21 protein-coding genes are annotated in these 23,119 nt (G+C 69.0%); 7 read left to right on the plus strand and 14 right to left on the minus strand.

The window, feature by feature from the left end:
- Nucleotides 1-48 precede the first annotated feature (48 nt).
- From ASD84_RS03720 to ASD84_RS03735, 4 genes are read left to right on the plus strand one after another with little or no spacing between them, the layout of a single operon-like run.
- Nucleotides 49-1,146, plus strand: coding sequence for a hypothetical protein (locus ASD84_RS03720; RefSeq protein ID WP_056706776.1), 1,098 nt, complete (start codon nucleotides 49-51; stop codon nucleotides 1,144-1,146).
- Complete coding sequence (locus ASD84_RS03725; protein ID WP_056706778.1) at nucleotides 1,146-2,249, plus strand: phosphotransferase family protein; 1,104 nt, start codon at nucleotides 1,146-1,148, stop codon at nucleotides 2,247-2,249. Before ASD84_RS03720 ends, ASD84_RS03725 begins: the two co-directional genes overlap by 1 nt.
- Nucleotides 2,246-2,986, plus strand: coding sequence for a hypothetical protein (locus tag ASD84_RS03730; RefSeq protein WP_056706780.1), 741 nt, complete (start codon nucleotides 2,246-2,248; stop codon nucleotides 2,984-2,986). Before ASD84_RS03725 ends, ASD84_RS03730 begins: the two co-directional genes overlap by 4 nt.
- Nucleotides 2,979-4,589 (plus strand): phytoene desaturase family protein, encoded by a 1,611-nt coding sequence (locus ASD84_RS03735; protein WP_056706783.1) that lies wholly within the window; start codon nucleotides 2,979-2,981, stop codon nucleotides 4,587-4,589. The genes ASD84_RS03730 and ASD84_RS03735 overlap by 8 nt, the downstream gene beginning before the upstream one ends.
- 461 nt (nucleotides 4,590-5,050) lie before the next feature.
- Here ASD84_RS03735 and ASD84_RS25410 read toward each other — a convergent pair whose 3' ends face one another.
- The 13 genes from ASD84_RS25410 to ASD84_RS03800 all read right to left on the minus strand — a co-directional run bounded on the left by ASD84_RS25410 (nucleotide 5,051) and on the right by ASD84_RS03800 (nucleotide 18,668).
- A complete protein-coding gene (locus ASD84_RS25410) occupies nucleotides 5,051-5,311 on the minus strand; it encodes a hypothetical protein (RefSeq protein ID WP_056706785.1) in 261 nt (86 codons plus the stop codon).
- 151 nt (nucleotides 5,312-5,462) lie between these two features.
- The gene (locus tag ASD84_RS03745) at nucleotides 5,463-6,119 is read right to left on the minus strand and encodes a TetR/AcrR family transcriptional regulator (protein ID WP_082573132.1); all 657 of its coding nucleotides are present in this window, start codon (nucleotides 6,117-6,119) and stop codon (nucleotides 5,463-5,465) included.
- Nucleotides 6,116-7,159, minus strand: a complete 1,044-nt coding sequence (locus ASD84_RS03750; protein ID WP_056706788.1) for a spirocyclase AveC family protein — start codon at nucleotides 7,157-7,159, stop codon at nucleotides 6,116-6,118. Before ASD84_RS03750 ends, ASD84_RS03745 begins: the two co-directional genes overlap by 4 nt.
- On the minus strand, nucleotides 7,156-8,787 hold the full coding sequence (locus ASD84_RS03755) for a phytoene desaturase family protein (RefSeq protein ID WP_056706790.1): 1,632 nt from the start codon (nucleotides 8,785-8,787) through the stop codon (nucleotides 7,156-7,158). Before ASD84_RS03755 ends, ASD84_RS03750 begins: the two co-directional genes overlap by 4 nt.
- A gap of 4 nt (nucleotides 8,788-8,791) precedes the next feature.
- On the minus strand, nucleotides 8,792-9,925 hold the full coding sequence (locus ASD84_RS03760) for a spirocyclase AveC family protein (protein ID WP_056706791.1): 1,134 nt from the start codon (nucleotides 9,923-9,925) through the stop codon (nucleotides 8,792-8,794).
- Entirely contained in the window at nucleotides 9,922-10,764 is an 843-nt protein-coding gene (locus ASD84_RS03765) for a CbbQ/NirQ/NorQ/GpvN family protein (RefSeq protein WP_082573133.1), read from the minus strand. Before ASD84_RS03765 ends, ASD84_RS03760 begins: the two co-directional genes overlap by 4 nt.
- Entirely contained in the window at nucleotides 10,764-12,503 is a 1,740-nt protein-coding gene (locus ASD84_RS03770) for a hypothetical protein (protein WP_056706793.1), read from the minus strand. Before ASD84_RS03770 ends, ASD84_RS03765 begins: the two co-directional genes overlap by 1 nt.
- Before the next feature lie 170 nt (nucleotides 12,504-12,673).
- On the minus strand, nucleotides 12,674-13,936 hold the full coding sequence (locus tag ASD84_RS03775; RefSeq protein ID WP_056706795.1) for an NAD(P)/FAD-dependent oxidoreductase: 1,263 nt from the start codon (nucleotides 13,934-13,936) through the stop codon (nucleotides 12,674-12,676).
- Nucleotides 13,933-14,121: a ferredoxin gene (locus ASD84_RS03780; protein ID WP_235530960.1), complete on the minus strand. Its 189-nt coding sequence runs from the start codon at nucleotides 14,119-14,121 to the stop codon at nucleotides 13,933-13,935. The genes ASD84_RS03775 and ASD84_RS03780 overlap by 4 nt, the downstream gene beginning before the upstream one ends.
- Nucleotides 14,122-14,235: 114 nt before the next feature.
- The gene (locus tag ASD84_RS03785) at nucleotides 14,236-15,546 is read right to left on the minus strand and encodes a phytoene desaturase family protein (RefSeq protein ID WP_056706799.1); all 1,311 of its coding nucleotides are present in this window, start codon (nucleotides 15,544-15,546) and stop codon (nucleotides 14,236-14,238) included.
- Nucleotides 15,547-15,560: 14 nt separating this feature from the next.
- Entirely contained in the window at nucleotides 15,561-16,727 is a 1,167-nt protein-coding gene (locus ASD84_RS03790; RefSeq protein ID WP_056706802.1) for an acyl-CoA dehydrogenase family protein, read from the minus strand.
- A gap of 2 nt (nucleotides 16,728-16,729) precedes the next feature.
- Nucleotides 16,730-17,431 (minus strand): hypothetical protein, encoded by a 702-nt coding sequence (locus ASD84_RS03795; protein ID WP_200954411.1) that lies wholly within the window; start codon nucleotides 17,429-17,431, stop codon nucleotides 16,730-16,732.
- 16 nt (nucleotides 17,432-17,447) lie between these two features.
- A complete protein-coding gene (locus tag ASD84_RS03800) occupies nucleotides 17,448-18,668 on the minus strand; it encodes an enoyl-CoA hydratase-related protein (RefSeq protein WP_082573134.1) in 1,221 nt (406 codons plus the stop codon).
- Between the two features lie 69 nt (nucleotides 18,669-18,737).
- Here ASD84_RS03800 and ASD84_RS03805 point away from each other — a divergent pair, with 69 nt between their 5' ends.
- The 3 genes from ASD84_RS03805 to ASD84_RS03815 all read left to right on the plus strand — a co-directional run bounded on the left by ASD84_RS03805 (nucleotide 18,738) and on the right by ASD84_RS03815 (nucleotide 22,499).
- Entirely contained in the window at nucleotides 18,738-20,024 is a 1,287-nt protein-coding gene (locus ASD84_RS03805; RefSeq protein WP_056706804.1) for a protoporphyrinogen/coproporphyrinogen oxidase, read from the plus strand.
- A gap of 9 nt (nucleotides 20,025-20,033) precedes the next feature.
- Nucleotides 20,034-21,035 (plus strand): serine hydrolase domain-containing protein, encoded by a 1,002-nt coding sequence (locus ASD84_RS03810; protein ID WP_056706805.1) that lies wholly within the window; start codon nucleotides 20,034-20,036, stop codon nucleotides 21,033-21,035.
- Nucleotides 21,036-22,097: 1,062 nt separating this feature from the next.
- Complete coding sequence (locus tag ASD84_RS03815; RefSeq protein ID WP_156394680.1) at nucleotides 22,098-22,499, plus strand: HNH endonuclease signature motif containing protein; 402 nt, start codon at nucleotides 22,098-22,100, stop codon at nucleotides 22,497-22,499.
- On the opposite strand, the gene ASD84_RS03820 is transcribed toward ASD84_RS03815, so the two are convergent.
- Nucleotides 22,484-23,101: a TetR/AcrR family transcriptional regulator gene (locus ASD84_RS03820; protein ID WP_162251486.1), complete on the minus strand. Its 618-nt coding sequence runs from the start codon at nucleotides 23,099-23,101 to the stop codon at nucleotides 22,484-22,486. The two genes, ASD84_RS03815 and ASD84_RS03820, sit on opposite strands and share 16 nt — an antisense overlap.
- Between the last annotated feature and the right edge of the window lie 18 nt (nucleotides 23,102-23,119).

Below are 23,119 nucleotides of genomic sequence, written 5' to 3' on the forward strand. Positions count from 1 at the left end.
TGCCAGTGTGGTGGTCGTCACGATCGCCGCACACCCGCAGGAGTCCCCATGAACCACGCCGTCCATCCGCCCGAGACGGACCTGCTCCTCCCGCTGCCGGACGGGGCCGAAGGCGCCGGCTGGGACCACCACACGATCCACACGCACTACTTCGGCTTCTCGGTCCCCGAGGCGCAGATCGGCGCCTTCCTCTACGTCCGCTACCAGCCGACGTTCCCGCTGAGCCAGGGCGGCGTCGCGATCTTCCAGGGCGTCGACAACGTCAACGTCCTCGACGTCGCACACCTCGACTACGAGGTCACCATGCCGTGGCCGGACGTCGACGGGAACGTCATCACCACCGCCAACGGCCTGCGCATCGAGTTCCTCGAGCCGGGCCGGGTGGCGCGGGTGAGCTACGCCAGCAAGGACGGCCGTACGTCGTTCGACGTCACCCAGACGGCTGTGACGCCGCTCCTGGCGCGGGGGCACGTGATGCCGGGCGAGGACGACCACCACGGCGATCCCGGCCGCGTCCCCGGCGGCAGCGAGCAGTTCATGCACTGCGTCGGCTCGTTGACCCTCGAAGGCGTCGAGTACGACGTCGACTGCTTCACCCCGCGTGACCGCTCCTGGCGCCAGGTCCGCACCGAGGACCAGGGCGGGGTGCCCGTGCCTCCTGTCGGCTGGTCGCCGATGTACTTCGCCGATTCGAACGGGCAGGGCGAGCTGATCTTCAACCAGATCAGCTTCGAGGCACCCGACACCGACCCCGCCTGGACGGGCCTCTTCGATCTCCCCGAGGGCGCGCCGACCCACCACTTCGCCTGGCTGATCCACAAAGGCGAGACCCGTCAGGTCACCCGGATCCGCCGCAACGTGCTGGAGCGACAGGCACTCACGTTCGCGACGTTGCGCCAGGAGGTCGAGGCCACCGACGAGGACGGTCGCGTCTGGCGCTTCACCGGAGAGGCGATCGCCACGGCGACCATTCCCGCGTGGCCCAACGTCTCCTTCCACGACAGCGTCTTCCGCTGGACCGACGAGGAGGGGCGCATCGCCCACGCCACCTACCAGGAGATCTGGTTCGACAAGTACCAGCGGGCGATGGTCGCCCGTGCCTCCCAGCCCGCAATCCAGCCCACCCGCATCGAAGGAGACAACTGATGGCCCTCGCGAACACCGACCCCGCGGAGATCCGAGGCGCGCTGGAGGGGTGGCTCGCCGAGCGCCTGCCTGGTGCCTCGATCACCGATTGCGACGTGCCCGCTGCGAGCGGGATGTCCAACCTGACGGTGCTGTTCACGGCCACGTGGTCCGCCGGCACCGAGACCGGGCAGTTCGTCGCGCGCGTCGCACCGGCGGGACCATCGGTCTTTCCGACCTATGACTTCGCCCGCGAAGCCGCAGTGATGAACGGCCTTGCATCCGCCGGGCTGCCCACCCCGGTCGTGCGTTGGGTGGAGGACTCCCCCGCCGTGCTCGGGTCACCCTTCCTCGTGATGGAACGAGCCTTCGGCCGCGTACCCGCCGACGACCCGCCGTTCACCGCGGCGGGTTGGGTGCTCGATGACCTGACCCCCGAACTGCGCGGCGAGCTCTGCCGGAACTCGATCGAGGCGATCGCCGGCATCCACTCGGTCGACTGGCGATCGCTGGGGTTGGAGTCCCTGGCCCCGGAAGGCGGCTCGGACGCAGCCACGGTGTACCACGCCGACCTCGCCCACTGGATCGGGTTCTACGACTGGGCCAGGGCCGGCGACACCAACCCGACCGTCGAGGCCGGTTTCGCGTGGCTGGCCGAGCACCGGCCCGCCGACGACCGCGATCCGGTGCTGCTCTGGGGAGACGCCCGGATCGGCAACCAGCTCTTCGGCGACGACCTCGCGGTCAACGCCGTCCTGGACTGGGAGATGGTCGGTCTCGGCCAGCCCGAGGCGGATGTCGCCTGGTGGCTGTTCATCCTGCGCCACCACACCGAGGGCATCGGATTCCCCGTTCCCGAAGGCTTCCCGTCGCGCGACGAGGTCGTCGCGACCTACGAGAAGGCAGCCGGTCGGGCGCTCGAGCACCTCGACTTCTACGAGGTGTGGGCCGCCGTACGTCTGGCGGTGATCATGCACCGCGCCGGCAACCTGATGATCGAGCTCGGGCTGCTCCCTCCGGACGCCCCCATGAAGCTCAACAACCCCGCCAGCCAGCTGCTCGCCGGACTGATCGGAGCACCCGCGCCAGGCGGTGAAGCGCAGTCGTTCATCGGGAACCGGTGAACGTGGTGGACGACATCGAGCGCCAGCGCCGCGTCCAGGTCGCCATGGCTTGGTGCGGTCCGCTCTTCACCCTCTGCCTGTTCGGCGGATGGGGCCTCCTCGGGGGCTTCATCCCGCTCGTCCCGGCAACCGACTCGGCGGCAGAGGTCGCCAAGCACTACGCGAACAACCAGACCCTGCACCTCACCGGACTGACGATCGCGATGGCCGGAGCGTTCCTCACCTTGCCCTTCTCGCTGGTCGTGAGTCTCCAATTGCGCCGTGCAGAGCGGGGATTCCCGGTGATGTCGGTGCTGCAGTTCGCGTCGGGAATCATCGTGACGATGGTGCTGACCGTGCCGATCGTGTTCTTCATGGTCGGTTCGTTCCGTCCGGAGCGTCCCGCGGAGATCACCCTCGCGATGAACGACCTGTCCTACATCCTGCTGATCATTCCCTGGCCGCCGGTCGTCGGACAGCTCGTTGCGATCGCGATCGCGACCCTCGGCGATCGCTCTCCAGAGCCGGTCTTTCCCCGTTGGGTCGCCTGGTTCAGCCTCTGGTTGTCCTTCCTGGTCCTGCCCGCCACCCTCATCGCGTTCTTCGCCGACGGCGTCTTCGCCTGGACCGGACTGATCGGCTTCTGGATCCCGGCCACCGCCTTCGGCGCCTGGTACCTCGTCATGACCTGGGTCCTGCTGCGCGCCATCCGCAGCGAAGCCCCCCTCTCCACTGAAACGGAGCTCTCCCATGCCTGATCCGAAGGCACCCACCGACGTCCTCGTGATCGGCGCCGGCCACAACGGACTGGTCGCCGCGTGCTACCTCGCCAAGGCCGGCTTCACCGTCGAAGTGGTCGAGGCCTCCCCCACGATCGGCGGGATGATCTCGACGAACCCGATCTTCCCCGACGCCCCCGGCCACCAGATCAACGAAGGCGGCATCCAGGCCTCGTTGTTCCGCTCCTCCGGCATCGAGGAGCACCTGGAGCTGAAGAAGTACGGCTTCAAGCAGATCATCGCCGACCCCTTCCATGTCCATCTCGACCCCGAGGGGCCGTCGCTGGCGTTCTGGAAGGACCCCGCGAAGACCGTGGAGGAGCTGCGCTACTTCTCCCCGAAGGATGCCCGCGCCTACGAGGCCTTCGCGCGTTCGCTCGATGCCGCGATGGACCTCGCCATCCCCTACATGAACGGACATCCGCTGCGCCCCAGCGCGCAACTGATGCGGGAGCTGCCGGCGGCCCTGAAGAAGCGCAAGGAGCTGCTGCCCCTCACGACCTTCCTCACCACCTCGCACAAGGAGTTCATCGAGGAACGGTTCGACACCCCCCTGCTGCGCGGGGCACTGGCCTCGATGCCGCCGTTCTGCTGGATGTCGCAGGACGGTACGGCGTGGGCGCTGATCTACATCGCGATGTGCCACCGGACGAACTCCGCGCGGTTCCAGGGCGGCACCGGGGCGTTGACCAACTCGCTCACCCAGTGCCTGATCGAGCACGGCGGCTCGGTACGGGTGAACAGCCGGGTGTCCGAGCTGGTCATGCGCGGCAGCGCCGTGGCCGGCGTACGACTCGGCAACGGGGAGGAGCTGCTCGCCACGACGACCCTCGCCTCCTGCAGCCCCAAGGCCACGCTGGCCCAGCTGCTGCCCGAGGGCACGCTTCCCGACCACCTCGAGCGGCGGGCACACGCGATTCCGACCAACGTGCTGGAGACCACGACGCTCAAGATCGACGTCGCGGTGTCCGGCCGGCTGACCATGCCCAGGCACAACGCGTGGCGCAAGGACGGCCTCGACCTGACCGAGCCGATCGTCAGCTGGCAGACCTACGAGGACCACATCGACGCGTGGAACAGCGCCGTTCAGCGGGTCTACCCGGAGAACGAGTGCTTCATCGGCATCGTCCCCTCGCGCCTCGACCCCACCCAGGCGCCCGACGGCCAGGACACCTTCTGGGCGTGGTCGGGGATCTTCCCGCGCAACCCGAAGGTGCCGTGGGACGAGATGCGCGAGCAGATCGGCAACAAGGTCCTCAAGGAGTCCTCGCTGTACTACGAGGGTCTCGACGGCATGGAGATCAGCCGCCGGGTGATGTCGGCGCCCGAGCTCGAGGAGCGCTTCAACGTCCCGGACGGCAACGTCTACCACGTGGAGCCGGTCGGCATGCGGTTCGGCGGACTGCGTCCGGCCCAGGGATTCGGTGGCTACGAGACGCCCGTCCCCGGCCTGTGGATCACCGGCGCCGGCACCCACCCGACCGGCGGCATCTCCGGCCTGCCGGGCAAGAACGCCGCCGAGGCGCTGATCAAGGCCAACCGGGACGGTGCGCTGACGCGGTTGAAGAAGCGGTTCGCCTGACGGTCGAACATCGGCAGGGATCTGATCAACCCGTTTGATCGGATCCCTGCCGGTCCGCCGGTGGGCAGTCCGGGCACTGGGTCGGTTCTCCGGCCCAACCTCGCAGCTGGAGCAGCCGGCCGACCTTGGCTGCGTCGAGCACGACCTGTCGAAGACCTGTCCGTACCCGAGCCGCACCGTGCCCTGCTCCTCGAGCGCAGCATCGAGGTCCCGCTCCAGGTCCCGGTCCCGATCCGCGGCTGTGTCGTGACCGAGCCGTCCGTCGAGCTCGACGAGCTGTCGCCAACGGGGCCGGTTGCCGCCGTAGAGGACGTCGCGGAACATGCGCCGACCGGCCTGGTCCCGGGCCTCGACCTGCCTCAGTCCCCGAGGGAGCCCGTGAGCGCGCTCGACCCGAGTGAGGTAGCCGTGCTCGAGCACGGAGCACGTTCCCTCAGCCACGTCCTGCAGCACCGCTTCGATCAGCGCACGGCGCGCCAGACGGGACATCTCCCCGACGCGCACGGAGAGGCGGGCAGCCGTCGTACGACGGCCACCGCCCACGCCCGTTGGCGCCAGGTGAGCGGGCCCGTGTGGTTGACGTAGACCCCGGGATGGACCGCAACCCAGTCCCGCCGCCTGAGCTTGCGTGCGACGAAGGCGGGGGTGTGGCCGCGGGCGATCGCCTGGTGCCGCGCGATCACACCGTCCTGGCGATCGAGGAGGTCGTCGATGTCGTCCATGACCGAGACCTGTCCGGGCGACGGTGGCCCCACACCTCGGCTTCACCGACCTGTGGAGAGGAGCGCGAACTGGGTGCGGGTGGCGACAACGGCGGGGATCTGATCAACCCGCTTGACCGGATCCCTGCCGTTGTCTGGTCCCTACCGAATGTCAGGGGCGGTCCGGTTCGCGGTAGTCGATGACTCGCCAGACGACTTCCGTCACGGCATCGACGACCCGGACCTCGCTCTCGGGGTCCTCGATCATCTGGCGCGCACAACGCTCGAACATCCACGACAGCACGCGTCCCAGGGTCTCGACGTCACCGACGGGTCGCCCTTCGAGCTCCCACCGTGTGCGCATCAGCGCGGCGCCCATGTCGCCCACCTCGTCGATGGCGTGCACCCACACCTCCCGCATCGCGGGATCCTGCTCTGCCAGCCTGACGATCGCGTGCAGGAGCGGGGCGTCCTCGGCCCACCGGCGAGCCATGTCGGCGACGATGACCCGCATCTGTTGCCGGCTCATCGTGGGGTCGGAGACGAGATCCGCGCCGATCTCGAAGCGCTGCGCGACGATCCGCTCGGCGAGCTCCGCGATGATGTCCCGCTTGTCCTTGAAGTGGAGGTACAGCGTCGCGCGCGACACCGACGCCGCCCTACCGATCTCTGCCATCGACATTGCATCGAAGTCCAGGCCGTCGATCAGCAGCTGCTCGGCCGCAGCGACGATCATTGCCCGCGTGGCGCGACGCCGTGCCGCCCCTGACCTGGCCTGCACGGAGGCGCGGGACCCGGACGTCGCGCTGTCGGTCTCGGTGCTCGTCATTTCCCTCCCGTTCCGTGCTGCAGCTGGTCGAGGTGCTCCGAGGGGCAGGCCGGCTTGCCCTCGACACCGCAGAAGGCACTGGGGCTGAGGTACGACGGCAGCTCGACGTAGGTGTCGGCGGTCATGGTCGCCGCAGAGTACGGCAGGAAGTAGCCCAGCGCCGAGGCGGTGCAGAAGCCGGTGACCGCCATGAACGAGGTGGCGTGGCGCCGAAGGGGCGAGAAGCCGAGGTCATCGACGCCCCGCTCGACGGCCGATCGGCCGGTCGCGTCAACCGAGTCCCGCAGCCACGTCACCATCGTCGCGAAGACTGCCGCGAAGAGCGCCTGGTAGAGCGGGAACTGGTAGATCTCACCGGCGAACAGCGAGAAGTTCGCCGGGACACCGGGGAACATGTACAGCTGGGGATAGACGATGAACACCATCTCGACCACGACGTCCGCCAGGGCGAAGGTCACGAAGAGGATGGCGTAGAGGGTGGCGCTGCTCGCCCGCTTCATCCGGGTCCGCAGGAGCCGCAGGATCTGGCAACCACCCATCGCCGCCAGCAGCCCGAAGTACATGTACAGCGGCTGCGCCCAGAGCAGACCTTCGGCGAACCGCTCCTGGTCGGGGCTCGGGTAGCCCGGCATGAACCCCGCCCAGGACCCGAAGTTGACCGCGTGCGCGTTCATGGCGAAGGCGGGATTGAAGACGTTGAGGATCGGATCGACGTAGTAGGCGATCATCATGCCGAGCAGGATCTTGCCGTCGATCGGCACCCGCCGCTCCCGCCGCCACGGACGTACGACGAACCAGCCGAGCATCGCCAGGCTGACGACCACGCTGACGACCTCGAAGGTCCGCAGGTACCAGAGGAACCGGTAGTGGTCCTCGCCCGGGTCGACGCGCTGGAAGTCGCCGGAGAAGACCCAGCTGACCCAGGCCACCGTCGCCAGAGCCGTGACCAGTGCGCCGAATGCCGACCAGAAGACGAGTGCCCCGGGCTTGCGTTCCAGGACGACACGATCCGGCTCGGTGGCGGGTGCGTGGGTCGTCATCGCCCCATCCTGCTCCTGAGCCGGGCCGAGATGGGACGTCTCAACACCTCACGGGCGACCATGTAGCCGGGCGCGCCCGTGATGCCTCCGCTCGGATGCGCGCCGCTGGCACCGAGGTACAGACCGGGTACGGGCATCTCGTAGCCGCTCAGGCCACGCACCGGCCGCCGCGGGCCGCCGCGACTCAGCACCATGTCCACGTGCGTGATGTTGCCACCGGTCGCTCCGACCTCACGGGCGAAGTCCTCGTTGTTGAGGACCTGGCGCCCGATCTCGAGGGTCTCCACTCCGTCGTAGAACTTCGACAGCTTGGCCACCACCGAGTTGCCCGCACGTTCGCGCAGGGTCACGCCATCCGGACCGGCGGTGTCCCACGGCTCCTCCGGCGCGTAGGGCGCGACGGCGAGGTAGCAGTAGAAGTTGTCCTGCCCGGCAGGGGCCTGGCTCTGGTCGTTGCCGGTGGGGATGACGTTCCACATGCTCCAGTCGTCGTCGTACGGCAGCAGGCCGGCCTTCGACCGCGCAAAGGCCCGTTCGATGCCGTCCTCGGTCGCCAGGACGTGCATGGGCAGCCGCAGGTCGAGGTCGTCACCGCGACGCTTCTCGTACCGCTCGAGCGAGAGTCGGCCACTGAATGCCAGGTCGACCTTCATCTGCCCGTAGCCCCCGTTGCGAACGGGGATGTTGTCGACACGCTTCTCGAGGACAGGCTCCAGAGTTCCCCGCGGGAGCAGGCGACCCAGAGCAGTGTGCGGATCGCACGCAGCGACGACCGCCTCGGCGGCGTGGAAGACCTCGCCGCCCTGGAGGCGCACCCCCGCGGCACGTCCACCGTCGAGCAGGATCTCCTCGACCGGCGACGAGACCCGGACGACGCCGCCGACCGATCCGAGGCGTCGGGCGAGGGCGTTCGGGAGCGACTGGATGCCACCGACGAGGTGCTGGTGGGCGTGCCGGTGTTGGTTCGCGAGCCAGAGGAAACCGGCTCCGCTGCCGTCGGCCGAGTTGGGCGTCGTCGAGCCCGCAGCGGCGTGCAGCGCGTTCCGGACGACCGGGTGCTCGAACCGCTCGGCGATGGCCTCGACCACGGACCCGGTGGCCAGCGCCGCGACGTCACCGAGGCGCTTGCGGTGACGCGCCGCTTGTCTCGCCGTCCGCGCGAGCCCCGGAAGATCGAAGCGTCCCGGGTTGGTCACGAAGTAGGACAGCGCGACGTCGCTGAACGCCTTCAGGAGGTCGGCGAACTCGAGGTAGGCGCGCGCGTCCGTGCGGGAGAACCGGGCGATGTCATCGGCGGTTGCCTGCGGGTTCTCGTAGAAGGCGAGCGACGCGTCCTCGGGGTCGAGGTAGACCAGCCCGGGGTCGACCCGGACACGCTGCAGTCCGTGCCTGTCCAGCTGGAGCTCCGTCGCTGCCGGGAAGGAGTCCCAGAAGAAGGGGTCGAAGGAGTAGGGATGCGCCAGGTGGTCGGGGGCTCCCGGGATGGACTTCCTCGATGCGGTGAAGCCGCCGATCGTGCCGGCTGCCTCCAGGACCAGGACCCGACGGCCCGCGTCGGCGAGGTAGTTCGCCGCCACGAGTCCGTTGTGGCCGGCGCCGATGACGATGACGTCGTACTCAGTACTCATGCCGTCACCGGTCCTGGTCCACGAAGGGTGCCTTGGGGACGTCGACCCCCGGAGGTACGACGAGCTCACCATCGGGCCCGATGACGATCGAGTGGTCGCCGCGGGGGAACGGGACTCGCGGGTCCGGGCAGGCGACGTCGCTCCACGGACCGCACATCTCGGTGACGAAGTAGGAACGCTCCTGGACGTCGTCGGACCAGGCGTCGCCGCGGAGCGCGATCATCGCGTTGGGCACGTGGTAGAAGACGAAGAAGATGCAAGTGATGGCGCCGGACACCGCAAAGAACCGCAACCAGCCCTTCGCACCGTTGGGGACCCGCAGCTGGTCGATGCCGCGCTCGGCGAAGCTGCGGCCCTGGTCGTCGCGGAAGTAGCGCATCGCTCCCCAGGTCGTGTACAGCAGGCTGGCAGTGATGCCCTGGTAGACGGGGAAGGCGTAGTAGTGCCCCGCGTTCAAGGTGACCTCGTGGATCGCCGAGGCGTACGAGTGCGAGCCCATCACCATGAAGGCGGCTTCCCACAGCGTGCCCACGACCATCATCGGGATGAAGGCGATCAGCCACATGCTGACCGGGCTGATGGTGGGCCAGCGCTCGCGTGTCTTCCGGAAGATCCAGTTGACGATGATCACCATCAGGAAGAACGCACAGGTGTAGACGCCGGGCAGCCAGAGGAGCGGCTGCGGGATCTCCGTCGGGTTCGGCGACATCCAGCCGGGGACGTGCCCCACCCAGGACCCGAGGTTGATGAAGTACGCGTTGTAGTTGAACCCGGGCGTGAAGTAGTTGTAGAGCGGGTCCGACCACCACATCACCGCGAACGACAGGACCATCAGGCCGTCGAACGGGATCGAGCCGGTGCGCAGGCGCGGGCGGATCGCCTTGAACCAGATCAGCGCCAGCATGCCGGCGAACAGGCCCCACTGCTGGATGCCGAGCACCACCTTCATCCAGGTCGGCACCGGCGTCGGCCCCGTTCCGACGCTCTCGGGCTCCCCGGCCACGATCCAGGCAACGATCAGGTAGGCGGCAAAAGCCAGGAAGGCGAAGCCGAGACCAGCCCACCAGGAGATGGCGCGGTTGCCCTTCGGGGCCTCCGACTCCTCGACTGGTGGTGAGCGGAACAGGTCTGTCGTCATCGGGATTCTCCGGTCTCGTAGGTCGTGATGAGTGCGACGAGGGACGCCATGAGGCCGTCGTCGTCGGTGAGTGGCGAGGCAATGGCGGCGGTGCACGCATCGGTGAACCCGAGTCCCTGGACGATCAGGGTCGCGGCCGAGACGAGGGTGCGGGTCGATGCGACCTCGCGCAGCCCGATGGCGTCAGCGCGGCGGAGCGCCTGGGCCAGGCGCACCAGGTCCTCGACAGGTTGCCCGTGCAGGCCTGTCTCGCGACGGATGACTTCCCGCTCGACCTCCGGGGAGGGAAACCCGAGGTCGATGGCCACCATCCGCTGTCGGGTGGACGGCTTGAGGTCCTTCAGGACGCTCTGGTAGCCGGGGTTGTAGGACACGACGAGCTGGAATCCGTCGGCGGCGGGGACGGTGACGCCTCCGAGTCGCTCGAGGCTGAGCTGGCGCCGGTGATCGGTCAGCGAGTGGATCGCGACGATGGCGTCGGCTCGTGCCTCCACGATCTCGTCGAGGTAGCAGATCCCTCCCTCGCGCGCCGCCGTCGTGAGGGGGCCATCGACCCATCGGGTCTCCCCACCTGTCAGCACGAACCGGCCGAGGAGGTCGGACGCCGTCATGTCCTCGTGGCACGACACCGTGTGCAACGAGCGGCCGAGCCGGGCCGCCATGTGCTCGACGAGGCGGGTCTTGCCACACCCGGTCGGGCCCTTGAGGAGCACCGGAAGCCCAGCCCGAGCGGCTGCCTCGAAGACCAGCACCTCGTTGCCGACCTCCCGGTAGTACGGCCCTGGTCCTCCTGTGGCCAGCACAGGAGCCGGCGGGGTCAAGACGGCATCGGTCGCCATCAGGACCTCCTTTCATCGATCGTCTTGCCAGCGCGGAGCGCGACCTGGCCGAGTGCATGGGTCAGAAGGGGTGTGATCTCGCGGGCAAGGACGTGGGGGTCATGCGCGACGCGGTGGCCTTCGACGCCCCAGAGGTCCTGCAGTGCGTACGACGGCCGGGCCGACAGCCCGACGCAGGCGACTCCGCGGCGGCGTGCCTCTGCAAGTGCCCGGGCGGTGTCCGCCGTTGCGTACCCACCCTCGTACCCGTCGTCGTACGCGATGCCGTCGCCGATGACGACGAGCACCCGGTGCCGAAGGCCTGGTTGGTCGGCGAGCATCGCCGTGCCGTGCCGCAGCGCGGCACCGAGCCGGGTGAAGCCGGACGGTGACAGACCCCAGAGTCGCTGCCGTCCCGCGGCGTCCCAACGGTCAGAGAACCCCTTGCACCGGAGGAACCGGACGTCGTGGCGACCGCGGGTCCGGAAGGCGTACGTCGCGGCGTGCACGTCGAGCGCGTGGAGAGCACCGGCGAGGACGTCGGCGAGCACGCGGTGTTCGTCGAACAGGGTCGTCTCGCTGCGGGGACCGCTCGCGGACTCGGTGGCGTCCAGCAGGACCAGGACGCCGATCTCCCCCGCCCGGCGCCGCTCACCGACGTGGACCCTGGGGTCGGGCGTGTATCCAGCAGCAAGGGCGACCTGGAGGTCGACGGCCGCCGTCAGGTCGACGTCCGGACCGTCGAGCGATCGTGGCCGGTGACCCCAGGACGGCGCGACGCGCATCAGGCTGCGCGCGACCGCGCGCTCCTCGGTGGACATCCGCCTCGGCGCCGGGCCGGCGGTCGAAGTGGTCCCGGAGGGGTCGAGCGTCGCGACCGTGCACCACGCCGCGCGGTGGGCCCCACGGACGACGTCCCACTCCGGGTACACGTGCCCGACGGCCGAGGTGGTGGCGGTGGCCATCGCCGCGGGAGGCAGGGCACTGACGGGCACGGCGCCGGCCGGCGGTCGACCCGAGCGCCGGCTGACACCACCGCCGGTTGCGAAGCCAGTCACCCCCGAGCCTTCCGAGCGTCGTGCGCCGAGCATGTTCTGGAACGCGCGACCGACGGGCCCGGAGAACGGGCCGGCGAGCTTCTCCAGCAACGTGCTGCGCTCACCTTCGTCGTCGGCGTCGTCCTGCTGCCGTTCGACCTGTTCGCGCAGGGAGGCTGCGAGCTCGGCCTGCGACGGCGGATCAGCCGGATGGGCCCGGGCACGCCGGCGCACGGAGTCGAGGTCGAGGTGTCCGCACCAGCGGGGCAGGTCGGGTGCCTGACGGACGGTCAGCGCCCGTCGGGCCGACTCGAGCGACGAGCCGGTCACCGCGGTGGTGCCCAGGTCGCGGTCGATCAGCATCGCGAGCTTGCCCGGGAGCACCTCGCGGAGCTCGCGCCGCGCTCGTCCCAGCTCGAGCGCCAGGAACTGCCGATGGGCGTCAGACGACGCGCCCCTGAGCAGATGGACGACGCCGGGCACGAGGCTGCCGACAGCCATCAGGCTCGCCTGCGCCATCACGAGGAACTCCACCTCGTGGTCCGACAGCTCGGCAGCGTCCGGGCCGAGCGTGATGCTCCAGCCGTCCGAGTGAGTCGGCCTGCGCCCGAGGCGGAGCTCGACGGGGCGGCCAGCCACGGCCGAGGCGAGAAGAACCGCCGAGGTGAGCGGGTCAGCCGGACCCTCGACACGGGGCAGGTGTGGAGCGGTCGTCGTACTCATCGCACCTCCTCCGAAGTCGTTTTGGACGGTGTGTCCAAAGCAGTGCCACGGTAACAGGGACGAGCGCCGGACCGGAAGAGTTTTTTATGACCTCATCGAAAAAAGAAGAACGGCAGGGATCCGATCAACCTGCTTGATCAGATCCCTGCCGTTCCCAGCCGGGTCAGAAGTCAGACGGCGGCGAGCTTCTCCTCGTGGGCGATCCGGCGCTTCTCGGCGAAGGCCAGGGCGTCGTCCCAGGAGCCGCCCTTCATGATCTGCACGCGGTACTTCATGATCTCGGCCTGGCCATTGACGGCGAGGGCACCGATCAGGCGGTCACCGCGGCGGTAGAGCGCGACCCAGCGCGACCCGGCACCGGGGTCGCCGTCGACCAGGACGACCTCGTCGGCCTCGGGCGAACCCACGAACTGGATCCGGACGTCGTACCAGTCGGACCAGAAGTACGGAACCGTGCCGTAGGGCTTGGCGTTCTCGGGGTCCAGGGCGTTGCGTGCAGCGGCGGCGCCCTGCTCGGCCGCAGCCGTCCAGTTCTCCATCCGCTGCCGCTCGCCCAGGGTCGGATTGACCCAGCTCGCGACGTCGCCCGCGGCATAGACGCCGGGCACGCCGGTCCAGAGGTTCTCGTCGCAGACGATGCCCCCGATGTCCCGGTCGATGGTCAGGCCGGAGCCCTCGAGCCAGCCGACGGACGGGATGACACCGATGCCCACGACGACGAGGTCGGCCTCGATCGAGGTGCCGTCCACGAGGACGACGCGCTCGACCTTGCCGTCGCCCTCGATGGACGCGACACCCACGCCGCAGCGCAGGCTGGTGCCGTTGAGCTCGTGCAGGGCCGCGATCGCGGCGCCCATCTCGTGACCCGTCGCACGCACCAGAGGCGTCGGCAGGGCTTCGATGATGGTGGCCTCGAGACCGCGCTTGCGGGCCGTGGAGGCCAGCTCGGAGCCGATGAAACCAGCGCCGATGACGACGGTGCGGGCGCCGGCCTCGAGCTTGTCGCGTACGGCGAGCGAGTCGTCGAGCGTGCGCAGGGGGTACACACCGTCGAGACCCTCGGTCCCCGGCAGCAGGCGGGCGTGGGCGCCGGTCGCGATCACCAGGGCGTCGTAGGCGATCTGGTCGCCGCCGACAGTGACGCGACGGGCGACGGTGTCGAGAGCCGTGGCCGGTGACCCCAGTCGTACGTCGACGCCGAGCTCGTCGCGCAACGTCTCCTCGGTGCGGAAGAACGGCACCTCGGCCAGCTCACCGGACTCGTCCGCCGCACCGAGGAAGGCCTTCGACAGCGGCGGCCGGTCGTACGGCAGGTGCTCCTCGGCGCCGATCAGCACGATCTCGCCGTCGAACCCGGTCTTGCGCGCTGCCTCGACCGCGCGCAGACCCGCGAGCGAGGCGCCCACGACCACCAAACGGCGCGGGTCGCTCACAGCGAGACGATCTTCAACGCCTCGGTCGGGCAGCCGTTGACGGCCTCCTCGACCTCCTGCAGCTCGTCGTCGCTGATCTCCTCCTTGAGGACGAGCAGCTCACCGTCGTCGTTGACCTCGAAGAAGTCGGGCGCGAGGGACTCACAGATCCCCAGACCCGTGCACTTGTCGAAATCGACCGTCACACACTTCATCGTCTTCTCACCTTCTCGCTGGGCTTCACTCCCACGATCATAACTCGACTTATGTTTTCTGGCGAGACTTCCGCCCCGTCTTTTTTCGTGCCTGTTAGAAACGCCTCAGTCCGCGGCGGGCGCGAACTGCGCAGCGACCTTGCCCACCACGATCTCGGCCGTCTCGGCACAAGCCGTCGTGCCCCCGTTGGCGTACTCCTTCACGGCGTCCCCGACGTTCCACAGACCGGTGAACGGGGTGTCGTGGGACATGTCGAAGCCGGCAACGGCGCGCTGCGGCGGCCAGCCGTCGCGCGTGGTGACCTTGCTGATGATCCGGGCCCGCTCGTCGAAGCCGGGGATCGTCTCCCGCAGGTCCTCGAACAGCAGGGCGTACTCCGACTCCTCGTCGAAGTCACCCACCGAGGGCTTCGGGACCGCCGTGCCGACGTACAGGTTCCAGCCCTCGGGGGCCATCTCCGGGCAGCTGTCGGTGAAGTTCGCGATGTACGCCAGGCGGCGCGAGGTCGCGAAGCTCAACATGCCGGGCGCCTCGATCAGGCGCTCCTGGCTGGCGAAGTTGACAGTGATCATCGCGGTCGGGCGGTCGTTGCGCTTGACCGTCTCCTGGAAGTCGGCCGGCACGTTCGCCTCGCCGAGCAGTCCCACGGTGGCCGCCGGTCCGATGTTGCTGATCACGATCGGTGCCGTGACCGTCTCGCCGCCTGCCAGCACCACACCGGTGATCCGGTCGCCGTCGAGCGTGATCCGCTCGACCGCGGTCGAGAGACGCACGGTCCCGCCGTCGCGCTCGATCGCGCCGGCCAATGCCTTGAAGACTCCGATCGAGCCCTCGGGGTGGAAGCCGAAGCGCTTGAAGGCGCTCTTGCGGGTGAAGTACGTGAGGAACACCCGGGCAGGAAGGTCCTCGGAGCCGACCGCGAAGACCGAGGCGGCCATGTTGCGGAAGATGCCGTGCACGCCCTCGTTCTTCGTGTACTTCGAGAGCCAGTCCTGGAGCGTGATCTGCTCCTCCGGGAGGCCCTCGTCCTTGCGCGCCGCACCGATGCCGCCGACGACCTTGGCGCCCTGGCGGGTCAGCTTCTGGAGCAGGAAGCCCCAGCCACCGCCGGTGACGTCGACGTCCTTGCCCTTGATCCGGTAGAGGATCGGCGGGCTGGGCTCACGGATCTCCCACGGGAGGTCGAGCTCACCGAAGGTGCGCTCGGTGATGCCACCGCACTCGATGACGATGGCGCCGTCGTTGATCTTGAAGCCGTCGACGTCGGTGGTCGACGCGCGACCGCCGACCTTGTCGAGGCTCTCGACGACGAGGGTCTTGTAGCCCTGGTGCTGCAGGCGGGCAGCGGCGAACAGGCCGCCGGCTCCGGCGCCGATCACGATGGCGTCGTACGACGCCGTGCTGTTCTCAGTCACTTTGAATCTCCTGATCAGTAGGACCGCGGCAGGCCGAGGGAGGTCTGCGCGACGAAGTTGAGGACCATCTCCCGGCTGACCGGGGCCGTTCGCATGAGGCGGGTCACGAACCAGAGCTCGGACAGGCCGTACTCCTTCGCCAGGCCGTTGCCGCCGTGGACCTGGATGGCCTGGTCGAGCGCTTTCAGCGCTGCCTCGGATCCCACGAACTTGGCAATGTTGGCTGCCTCCGCGACACCGGTGTCGCCCTCGTCGTAGAGGACCGCTGCGTTCTTCGTGGCCAGCCGTGCCACCTCGACGTCGATGTGGGCGGCGGCCAGCGGGTGGGCGACACCCTGGTGCTGGCCGATCGGCACGCCCGACCAGACGGCGCGCGTCTTGGCGTAGTCGGAGGCCTTCTCGATGGCGAAACGACCGACACCGGTCGTGATCGCGCCGACGAGGATCCGCTCGGGGTTGAGGGCCGCGAAGACCTGACGCAGTCCCTGGCCGGCCTCACCGACGAGGGACTCGGGGCCGACGTACACGTCGTCGAGGAAGACGCTGAACTGCTTGTCGGGAGACACGATCGAGGTGTCGATCCGCTGGTAGGTCAGACCCGGGGCGTCGGTCGGGATCACGAAGATCGACAGCCGCTTCTTCTCCGGCGTCGACAGGTCCGCGTCCCGTGCGACGAGCAGGAGGGCGTCGGACTGGTCGATCGCGGAGATGTAGTACTTCGAGCCGCTGATCCGCCACCCGTCCCCGTCGCGGGTCGCGGTGGTCGCGACCTCGTGGCTGTTGGAGCCGGCGTCGGGCTCGGTCAGACCGAACGCGACCTTCTTCGTGCCGTTGGCGATGCCGGGCAGCCACTCCTGCTTCAGGGCGTCGGACGCGTAGGTCGCGAGGATCGAGCCGATCATGGCCGGCGAGATCACCCACACCAGCATCGGCATGCCGTGCGCAGCGAGCTCCTCGACCACCACGACGGCTTCCTGCATGCCGGCTCCCCCGCCGCCGTACTCCTCGGGGAGGTGGACACCCAGCAGGCCTGCCTGGCCGAGCTCGGCCCACAGCTCGGTGATGTCCTCGTCGTTGCGGGACTTCTCGAGGAAGTACTGCTGGCCGTAGCGGGCGCAGATCTTGGCGACGCTCTCGCGGATGGCGCGGTGGTCGTCGCTGTCACGGATGAGTCCGGGCACGGTCAGGCTCCTTGCAGGGCGGTGGCTGGGGCGTCGTCAAGGCTGCGGTTGGCCCGGAGACATGCCCAGCACATGACGAAGATGAAGAGGCAGTAGGTCGTGAGCGCCAGCCAGAAGACGAAGATCCCGTTCCAGGCGAAGGGTCCGGTCTTGAAGAAGTAGGCGAGCGGGTCCGGGATGAACGAGAACGCGACGAAGAAGTTGAGCCAGGCGACCCAGCGCGGGAACAGCTGCTGCGGGTCGCGCAGGATCGCGATGCCGATGACGACGTTCTGCACCATGAACGGGACGATGCCGGTGAAGAGCAGCAGCCAGGCGAGGTCATTGAGAAGCACGATGTCGCCGGGGTCACGGTCGGTGCGGAAAGCTGCCAGGGCGAAGATCAGCTGCGGGAAGAAATTGATGACGAGTGTGACGACGGCGATCATCGCCTGCACCAGCGCCAGCAGCGGCATCCGACGGTTCATCCGGAAGAGGTGGAACGAGACGACCGCCCACAGCGGCATCGCCAGGGCCGTACCGACGGACGCGATGACGAAGCCGGCCTTGACGCGACCGGGGTCGTCGAGGAAGAAGTGCACGATCTCCCCTTGGTCATCGGGGCCGAACGGCAGGGGCAGCAGTCCGGCGATCAGCCACCCGGCGAGCGTGATGACCACGCAGACCGGTCCGCTGAGGGCCGCGTAGTCGGCAAGCTTCTTCAAGGTTTCTCCTGGGTTCTCAGACGCCGCGGAAGGTCGGGCGTTGCTTGGCGAGGAATGCATCGAGCGCCCCGCGCGCGTCGGCGGTGCCCGCGCACGCGACGAGTGCGTCGATCTCGGCGTCGAGCTGCTCCGGGAGGCTGCGGTCCCACGAATCGCGCAACAGGGCGCGCATCTGGGCGAAGGCTCGGGTGGGGCCGGCAGCGAGACGCCGGGCGATCTCCTCGCCGCGCACTCGTGCCTCGGCAACGGTCGCGACCTCGGCGACCAGGCCCCAGTCGAGAGCCTGCTGAGCCGTGATCGGCTCGTTCAGGAGGTAAGCGCGGGCCGCGCGCGCCGGGCCGATCCGGCGCGGCAGGTGCCACGTTCCGCCGCCGTCGCCGCTGAGCCCGATCGCCGCGAAGGCCGTCACGAACCGGGCATCCTCGGCGGCCACCAGGATGTCAGCGGCATAGGCGAACCCGAGGCCACCACCGGCGACCGCGCCGTGGGCGACCGTCACGATCGGCACCTCCAGCATCGCCAGCACCTGGAAGCCGAAGTGGAACGGCGTCGTCATCTGGCGCAGGGTCACGTCGAGCTCGTTCGACTGCCCGGTGAAGTAACCGATGTCGCCACCGACGGTCAGGTCAGGCCCGTCCCCACAGAGGAGTACGGCGCGCACGCTGGCGTCGCCAGCAATCCGGACCGCCGCGACGAGGAACTCGTCGGCGAGGCGCTGGTCGATGGCGTTGCGGGCGTCAGGGCGCGCCAGACGGAGCGTGGCGACGCCGTCAGCGATCGTGAGGTCCATGGTCTCGAGTCCAGCGGGCGACCCGCCCCCGGACTCGAGTGCGCCGACGAAGGCGGTGGCGTCGGTGATCTGGGTGAGACCGGAGATCAGCCCGTCGCGGAACTCCCACACGTGCGCGAACCACGTCGTGAACGGCGTCCCGCTCCCCCGGCCGGTACCGCGGTAGGTGCCCTGCACCTGGAGCCGACCGTCGGTCGTCGCAGTGAACCTCGCGGGCTCCGCCCGCACGCGCCAGTGCGCCCCGATCGTGAACCAGCCGTCGCGGATCATCGCCTCGGCACCACGGTGTTCACCACCGACCCCGAACGGCAGGCCCGGCGTCAGGTGGCCCACGAAGTCAGAGGTCAGAGCCGCTTCGATGCGCGCACGATCCCCGGTGGCCAGGGCGTCGTACAGGCCCTCGACAAGGGTGCGGGCGGCCTGACGGGCCAGCGTTGCGTCGCTCACCTAATTGAATATAGATTAAATACGCAGGACGAGACAACCCCCTGGGACGCACAACACAAGGAGGACACCGTGCAGGTGATCGTGATCGGCGGAGGTGTCGCCGGCACTGCGGCAGCGCGCAGGCTCCAGGACAAGGGCGCGCAAGTGGTCGTCCTGGAGGCGGCCGAGGCCGTCGGCGGTCGCACCCGCACCCTCCAGCGGGACGGGTTCGCGATCGACACCGGGGCGATCTTCCTGATGGGCTCCTACGACCGCACCTTCGACTTCCTCAGTGACAGCGGCCACCGCCGCGACCTGACCCGCTGGCCCGCGCTCGCGGCGGTCATCGACGACGACGAACGCCTGAACCCGGTGCGCTACGACCGCCCGTGGACCTTCGTGCGTCAGCCCCAGCTTCGGCTCCGCGACGCGGCCCGCATCGCGACGACAGCCGTTCGAGGCGTGGTGGGCGCGCGCGTGCAGCCCTTCGACCTGGACGAGCTCGCCGCCGCCGACGACGGCACGACCCTGGCCGACTGGTCGCGGGGCGCGATGGGCGAGCCGGCGTACCACGCCCTCATCCGCCCGCTGATGGAGCCACTCACCGGAGCCGACCCGCACCGGATCAGCGCCGCATTCACGCGGGCGCTCCTGCAGCAGCCGCACCGGACCACTCTCGACGTGCCCCTCGGCGGCCTCGGGCAGGTCGTGAACTGGCTGGCCGAGGACATCGACGTACGCCTGGACACAGCAGCTCTGGAGATCACCTCCGAGGGAAACCGGGTGGCAGTCCGTACGGCGACCGAGACCCTCGAGGCAGACGGAGTCGTCGTGGCCACGGACGTGCTCACCGCTCGCCAGCTGGTCGGCCCGGTGGCCTGTCCCCCGGTCCTCGAGGCGCTCGATGCGGTCGAGCCGATCCACGCGTTCCACGTCTGGCTGGGCTACCGGAAGGACCCGTGGCCCGGCGTCGCCCAGGACCTGGTGGTCGAGGGCACGACCGGAGCACACGCGACGTACGGCGTCCTGCTCAACAACCGGCGCGCACCGGGGTCCACTCCCCCGGGCGGCCAGTCCGTCAGTGTCTACCTCGACCGCGACCAGGTCGGCGACCGGGACCGCGACGGCATCATCGCGCTCGCCCGCGCTGCCGTCGATCGCGCCTTCGGCCCAGCCACACCGGACCTCGCCGAGGTCTTCGAGTGGCCGGTCACCCTGATCGCGCCCGTGCCCGGCCACTACCGCCGAATGCAGACCGCGCGGGACGGCATGCCGCCGCGAATCCGGCTCGCTGGCGATTTCCTGACGCACTCAGGCATCGAGGGTGCGCTGCGGTCCGGCGAAAAGGCGGCTGACGACCTGCTCGCTGGTGGATAGATTCGACGGGTGCAGTCCCTCCAGGGCGCAGTGGACGAGGCGGCGGAGCGCGTTGGGTTCTCCGGTGTCGTCCGCGTCGATCGCGCAGGCGCCACCGAGGTGCTCTCGGCGTACGGGCTCGCCGACCGGGCCCACCGGGTCCCCAACACCGTCGACACCCTGTTCGCGACCGCGAGCGCAACGAAGGGGCTGACCGCGCTGGCGGTGATGAGCCTGGTCGAGGACGGAACGCTCGAGCTGACCACGCCCGCGCGATCGCTGTTGGGTGATGACCTGCCGTTGATCGCCGACGACGTCACCATTGAGCACCTGCTGGCCCACCGGTCGGGGATCGGTGACTACCTCGACGAGAACGCCAGCGGCATCAACGACCACGTGATGCCGGTTTCAGTGCACGAGCTCGCCTCGACGGAGCAGTACCTGCCCGTGCTGGACGGCCACCCGACGGTGTTCCGCGCAGGCGAGCGGTTCTCCTACAACAACGCCGGATTCGTCGTCCTCGCCCTGTTGGCGGAACGGGCGAGCGGGGAGTCCTTCCACGAGCTGGTGCGCACCCGGGTCTGCGAACCGGCCGGCATGATCGACACGACCTTCCTGCGCAGCGACGAGCTGCCGGGACGGGCCGCGCTGGGCTATCTCTCTGCTGACGGTCCGCGCACCAACGTGTTCCACCTCCCCGTCCTCGGCAGCGGCGACGGCGGCATCTACGCCACTTCGGCCGACCTGAACGCCTTCTGGGACGCGCTGTACGACGGTCGCATCGTCTCGCCCGAGAACGTCGCGGAGATGACGCGCCCGCGCAGCGACTGGCCCGAGGAGTCCCGGCGCTACGGCCTCGGGTTCCACCTGCACGCGACGGGCGACGCCGTCTTCCTCGAGGGGTACGACGCCGGCGTGTCCTTCGCCAGCCTGCGCTGGCCTTCGGAATCGGTCATCTACACGGTCATTTCGAACTGGTCCGACGGCGCCTGGCCTGTCGTCAAGGTCCTCAAGGAGCACCTCGGCATCTGAGGCGCGCCGGTGGTTGAGGTGCGAGGCGCGCCAGCGCCAAGCCTCGAAACCCGGTGACTGTGGAGAACTTGGCCTGATTGGATCGAAGTGTCGGAGGTCGATGATCCAATACTCGTATGGCAATCGGGTGCGGGCAGAACGAGCAGGATCGGCTGGTGGAGATGTCCGCGGGCGGTGTTCTGGCGTATGCCGAGGCCGAGCACGCCAAGCGTCTGGAGGCTGAGCGGAACATCTTGAAGGCCGCGTACCAGTGGGCTGTCCTGCATTCCCCGGACCGGTTGCCGGCGGGTGACAAGCGGGGTAGGGAGCGGGCGAAGCCGGCTGGTGGGGCGGGGACGCCGTTGATCACCGAGTACGCCGCGGCAGCGTTCGGTGCCCGGATCCAGACCTCGCCGTACGGGGCGAAGAAGCTGATCGCAGACTCGGTCGACATCGCCCTGCGGCTCCCATGCATCCAGGCCGGGGTCGATGCCGGTACTGCCCGTCCTGGTCATGCCCGCCACGTTGCCGAGGCGACCCGGGAGCTGTCGGAGTCCGAGGCGGCGTGGGTCGATGCCGAGGTGGCGGAGTCCTGTGACGGCAGGTTGTCGTGGACCCGGTTCGAGGCATTGGTGGAGGGCAAGGTCGCGGCTGCTGCCCCGGAGTTGGCGCGGTTGAAGGAAGAAGCCGCTGCTCGGGAGGTGTTTGCGCGGATGTCGCGGGTCAACAAGCACGGCAAGGCGACCTACACGATCCACGGCGACGCTCTGACGATCGCTGGGATCGATGCGGCGGTGAACGCGGTCGCCGAGTCAGCGGAGCTGAAGGCTTTGATGCCCGACGCCACGCTCAATGAACGTCGTGTTGCCGCGATCGCACTCCTCGCCAATCCCGCGGCGCACGTCGACCCCGCCGTCGGTCCGGTGAAGGTCAAGGTGAAGGCCTATCTCCACCTGTACGGCGACTCACCCATCGCACGCCTCGAGGGCCACGGACCGGTCACCACCGACTGGGTGGCACACCAGGTTTCGAGGCTCACTGGCGCTCGCACCTCCCACCGGCGGGACTGTTCAGGTGAAGCCGGTGATCGACCTGAACAACCAGGCCCCGGTCGATGCCTACGAGATCCCATCGAGGATGCGCGAAGCCGTGCACCTGATCCACCCCGGCGACGTCTTCCCCTACGCCGCGAACACCAGCAGGCGGATGGACCTCGACCACGCGATCCCCTACTCCGAGGGCGGACCCACCGGCGTGGGGAACTTGGGTCCGATGACCCGGACCCATCACCGGATCAAGACCCATACGGGCTGGGAGGTGCGACAACCCTTCCCCGGGATCTGTATTTGGCGAGATCCCTACGGGGCGCACTACCTGGTCGATGCGACCGGCACCCGCAGAGTCACCGGCACCCCCGGCGACCAGAGCCCCACGCCCGCAGAGCTCCACTTCAGCGAGATCCTCATCAACTACCTCGTCGCCTGACCGACCGGTCCGACCGGAGCCACCACGCGCGCCCAGACGAACGTCAGCGTCGAGGCGACCCCTGGGGTCGGGACGCCGGTGTCCACGATGGCGCGCACATCACGCCTCATGGCGTCGAAGGTGGCGCCCACCATGAACTCGGCCAGCGCTGCGACCGACGGTCCCCCGGCGCCTGCGTGCGCGCCCAGGTCGCGGTGCAGACGGTCCGCCGCCCTCGCGGTGAGCTCGTCGACCCACGACCGCACCAGGTCGGCCGCCTCGGCATCGACGGCCGAGGCCCGACCCACCGCGTCCAGGAGCCGCGCATGCGTGCGCCACAGCGCGATCGTCGCCTCGAGGGCCTCCGGGATCCCCGCCACCGGATCGCCGCCGACGTGGTCGTACCAGGCCGTGGCCACTGCGATGAACTCATCGCGGAGCTCGTCGAGCGCCGCACCGAGGACCGCACCCTTGCTCGCGAAGTGGAAGTAGAACGCCGGCCGGGTGACCTCCGCGCGACGCGTGATCTCGGCGATGGAGATCTCGTCGTACGACTGCTCCTCGAGCAGGTCGGTCACGACCTCGAGGATCCGTCGTCGCGTCCGGCCGCCCTTCGTGGTCACGCCCACTGTCTACCGGAC

Origin of the sequence: Nocardioides sp. Root682 (assembly GCF_001427795.1) — a bacterium.
Classification (GTDB): Bacteria; Actinomycetota; Actinomycetes; order Propionibacteriales; family Nocardioidaceae; genus Nocardioides.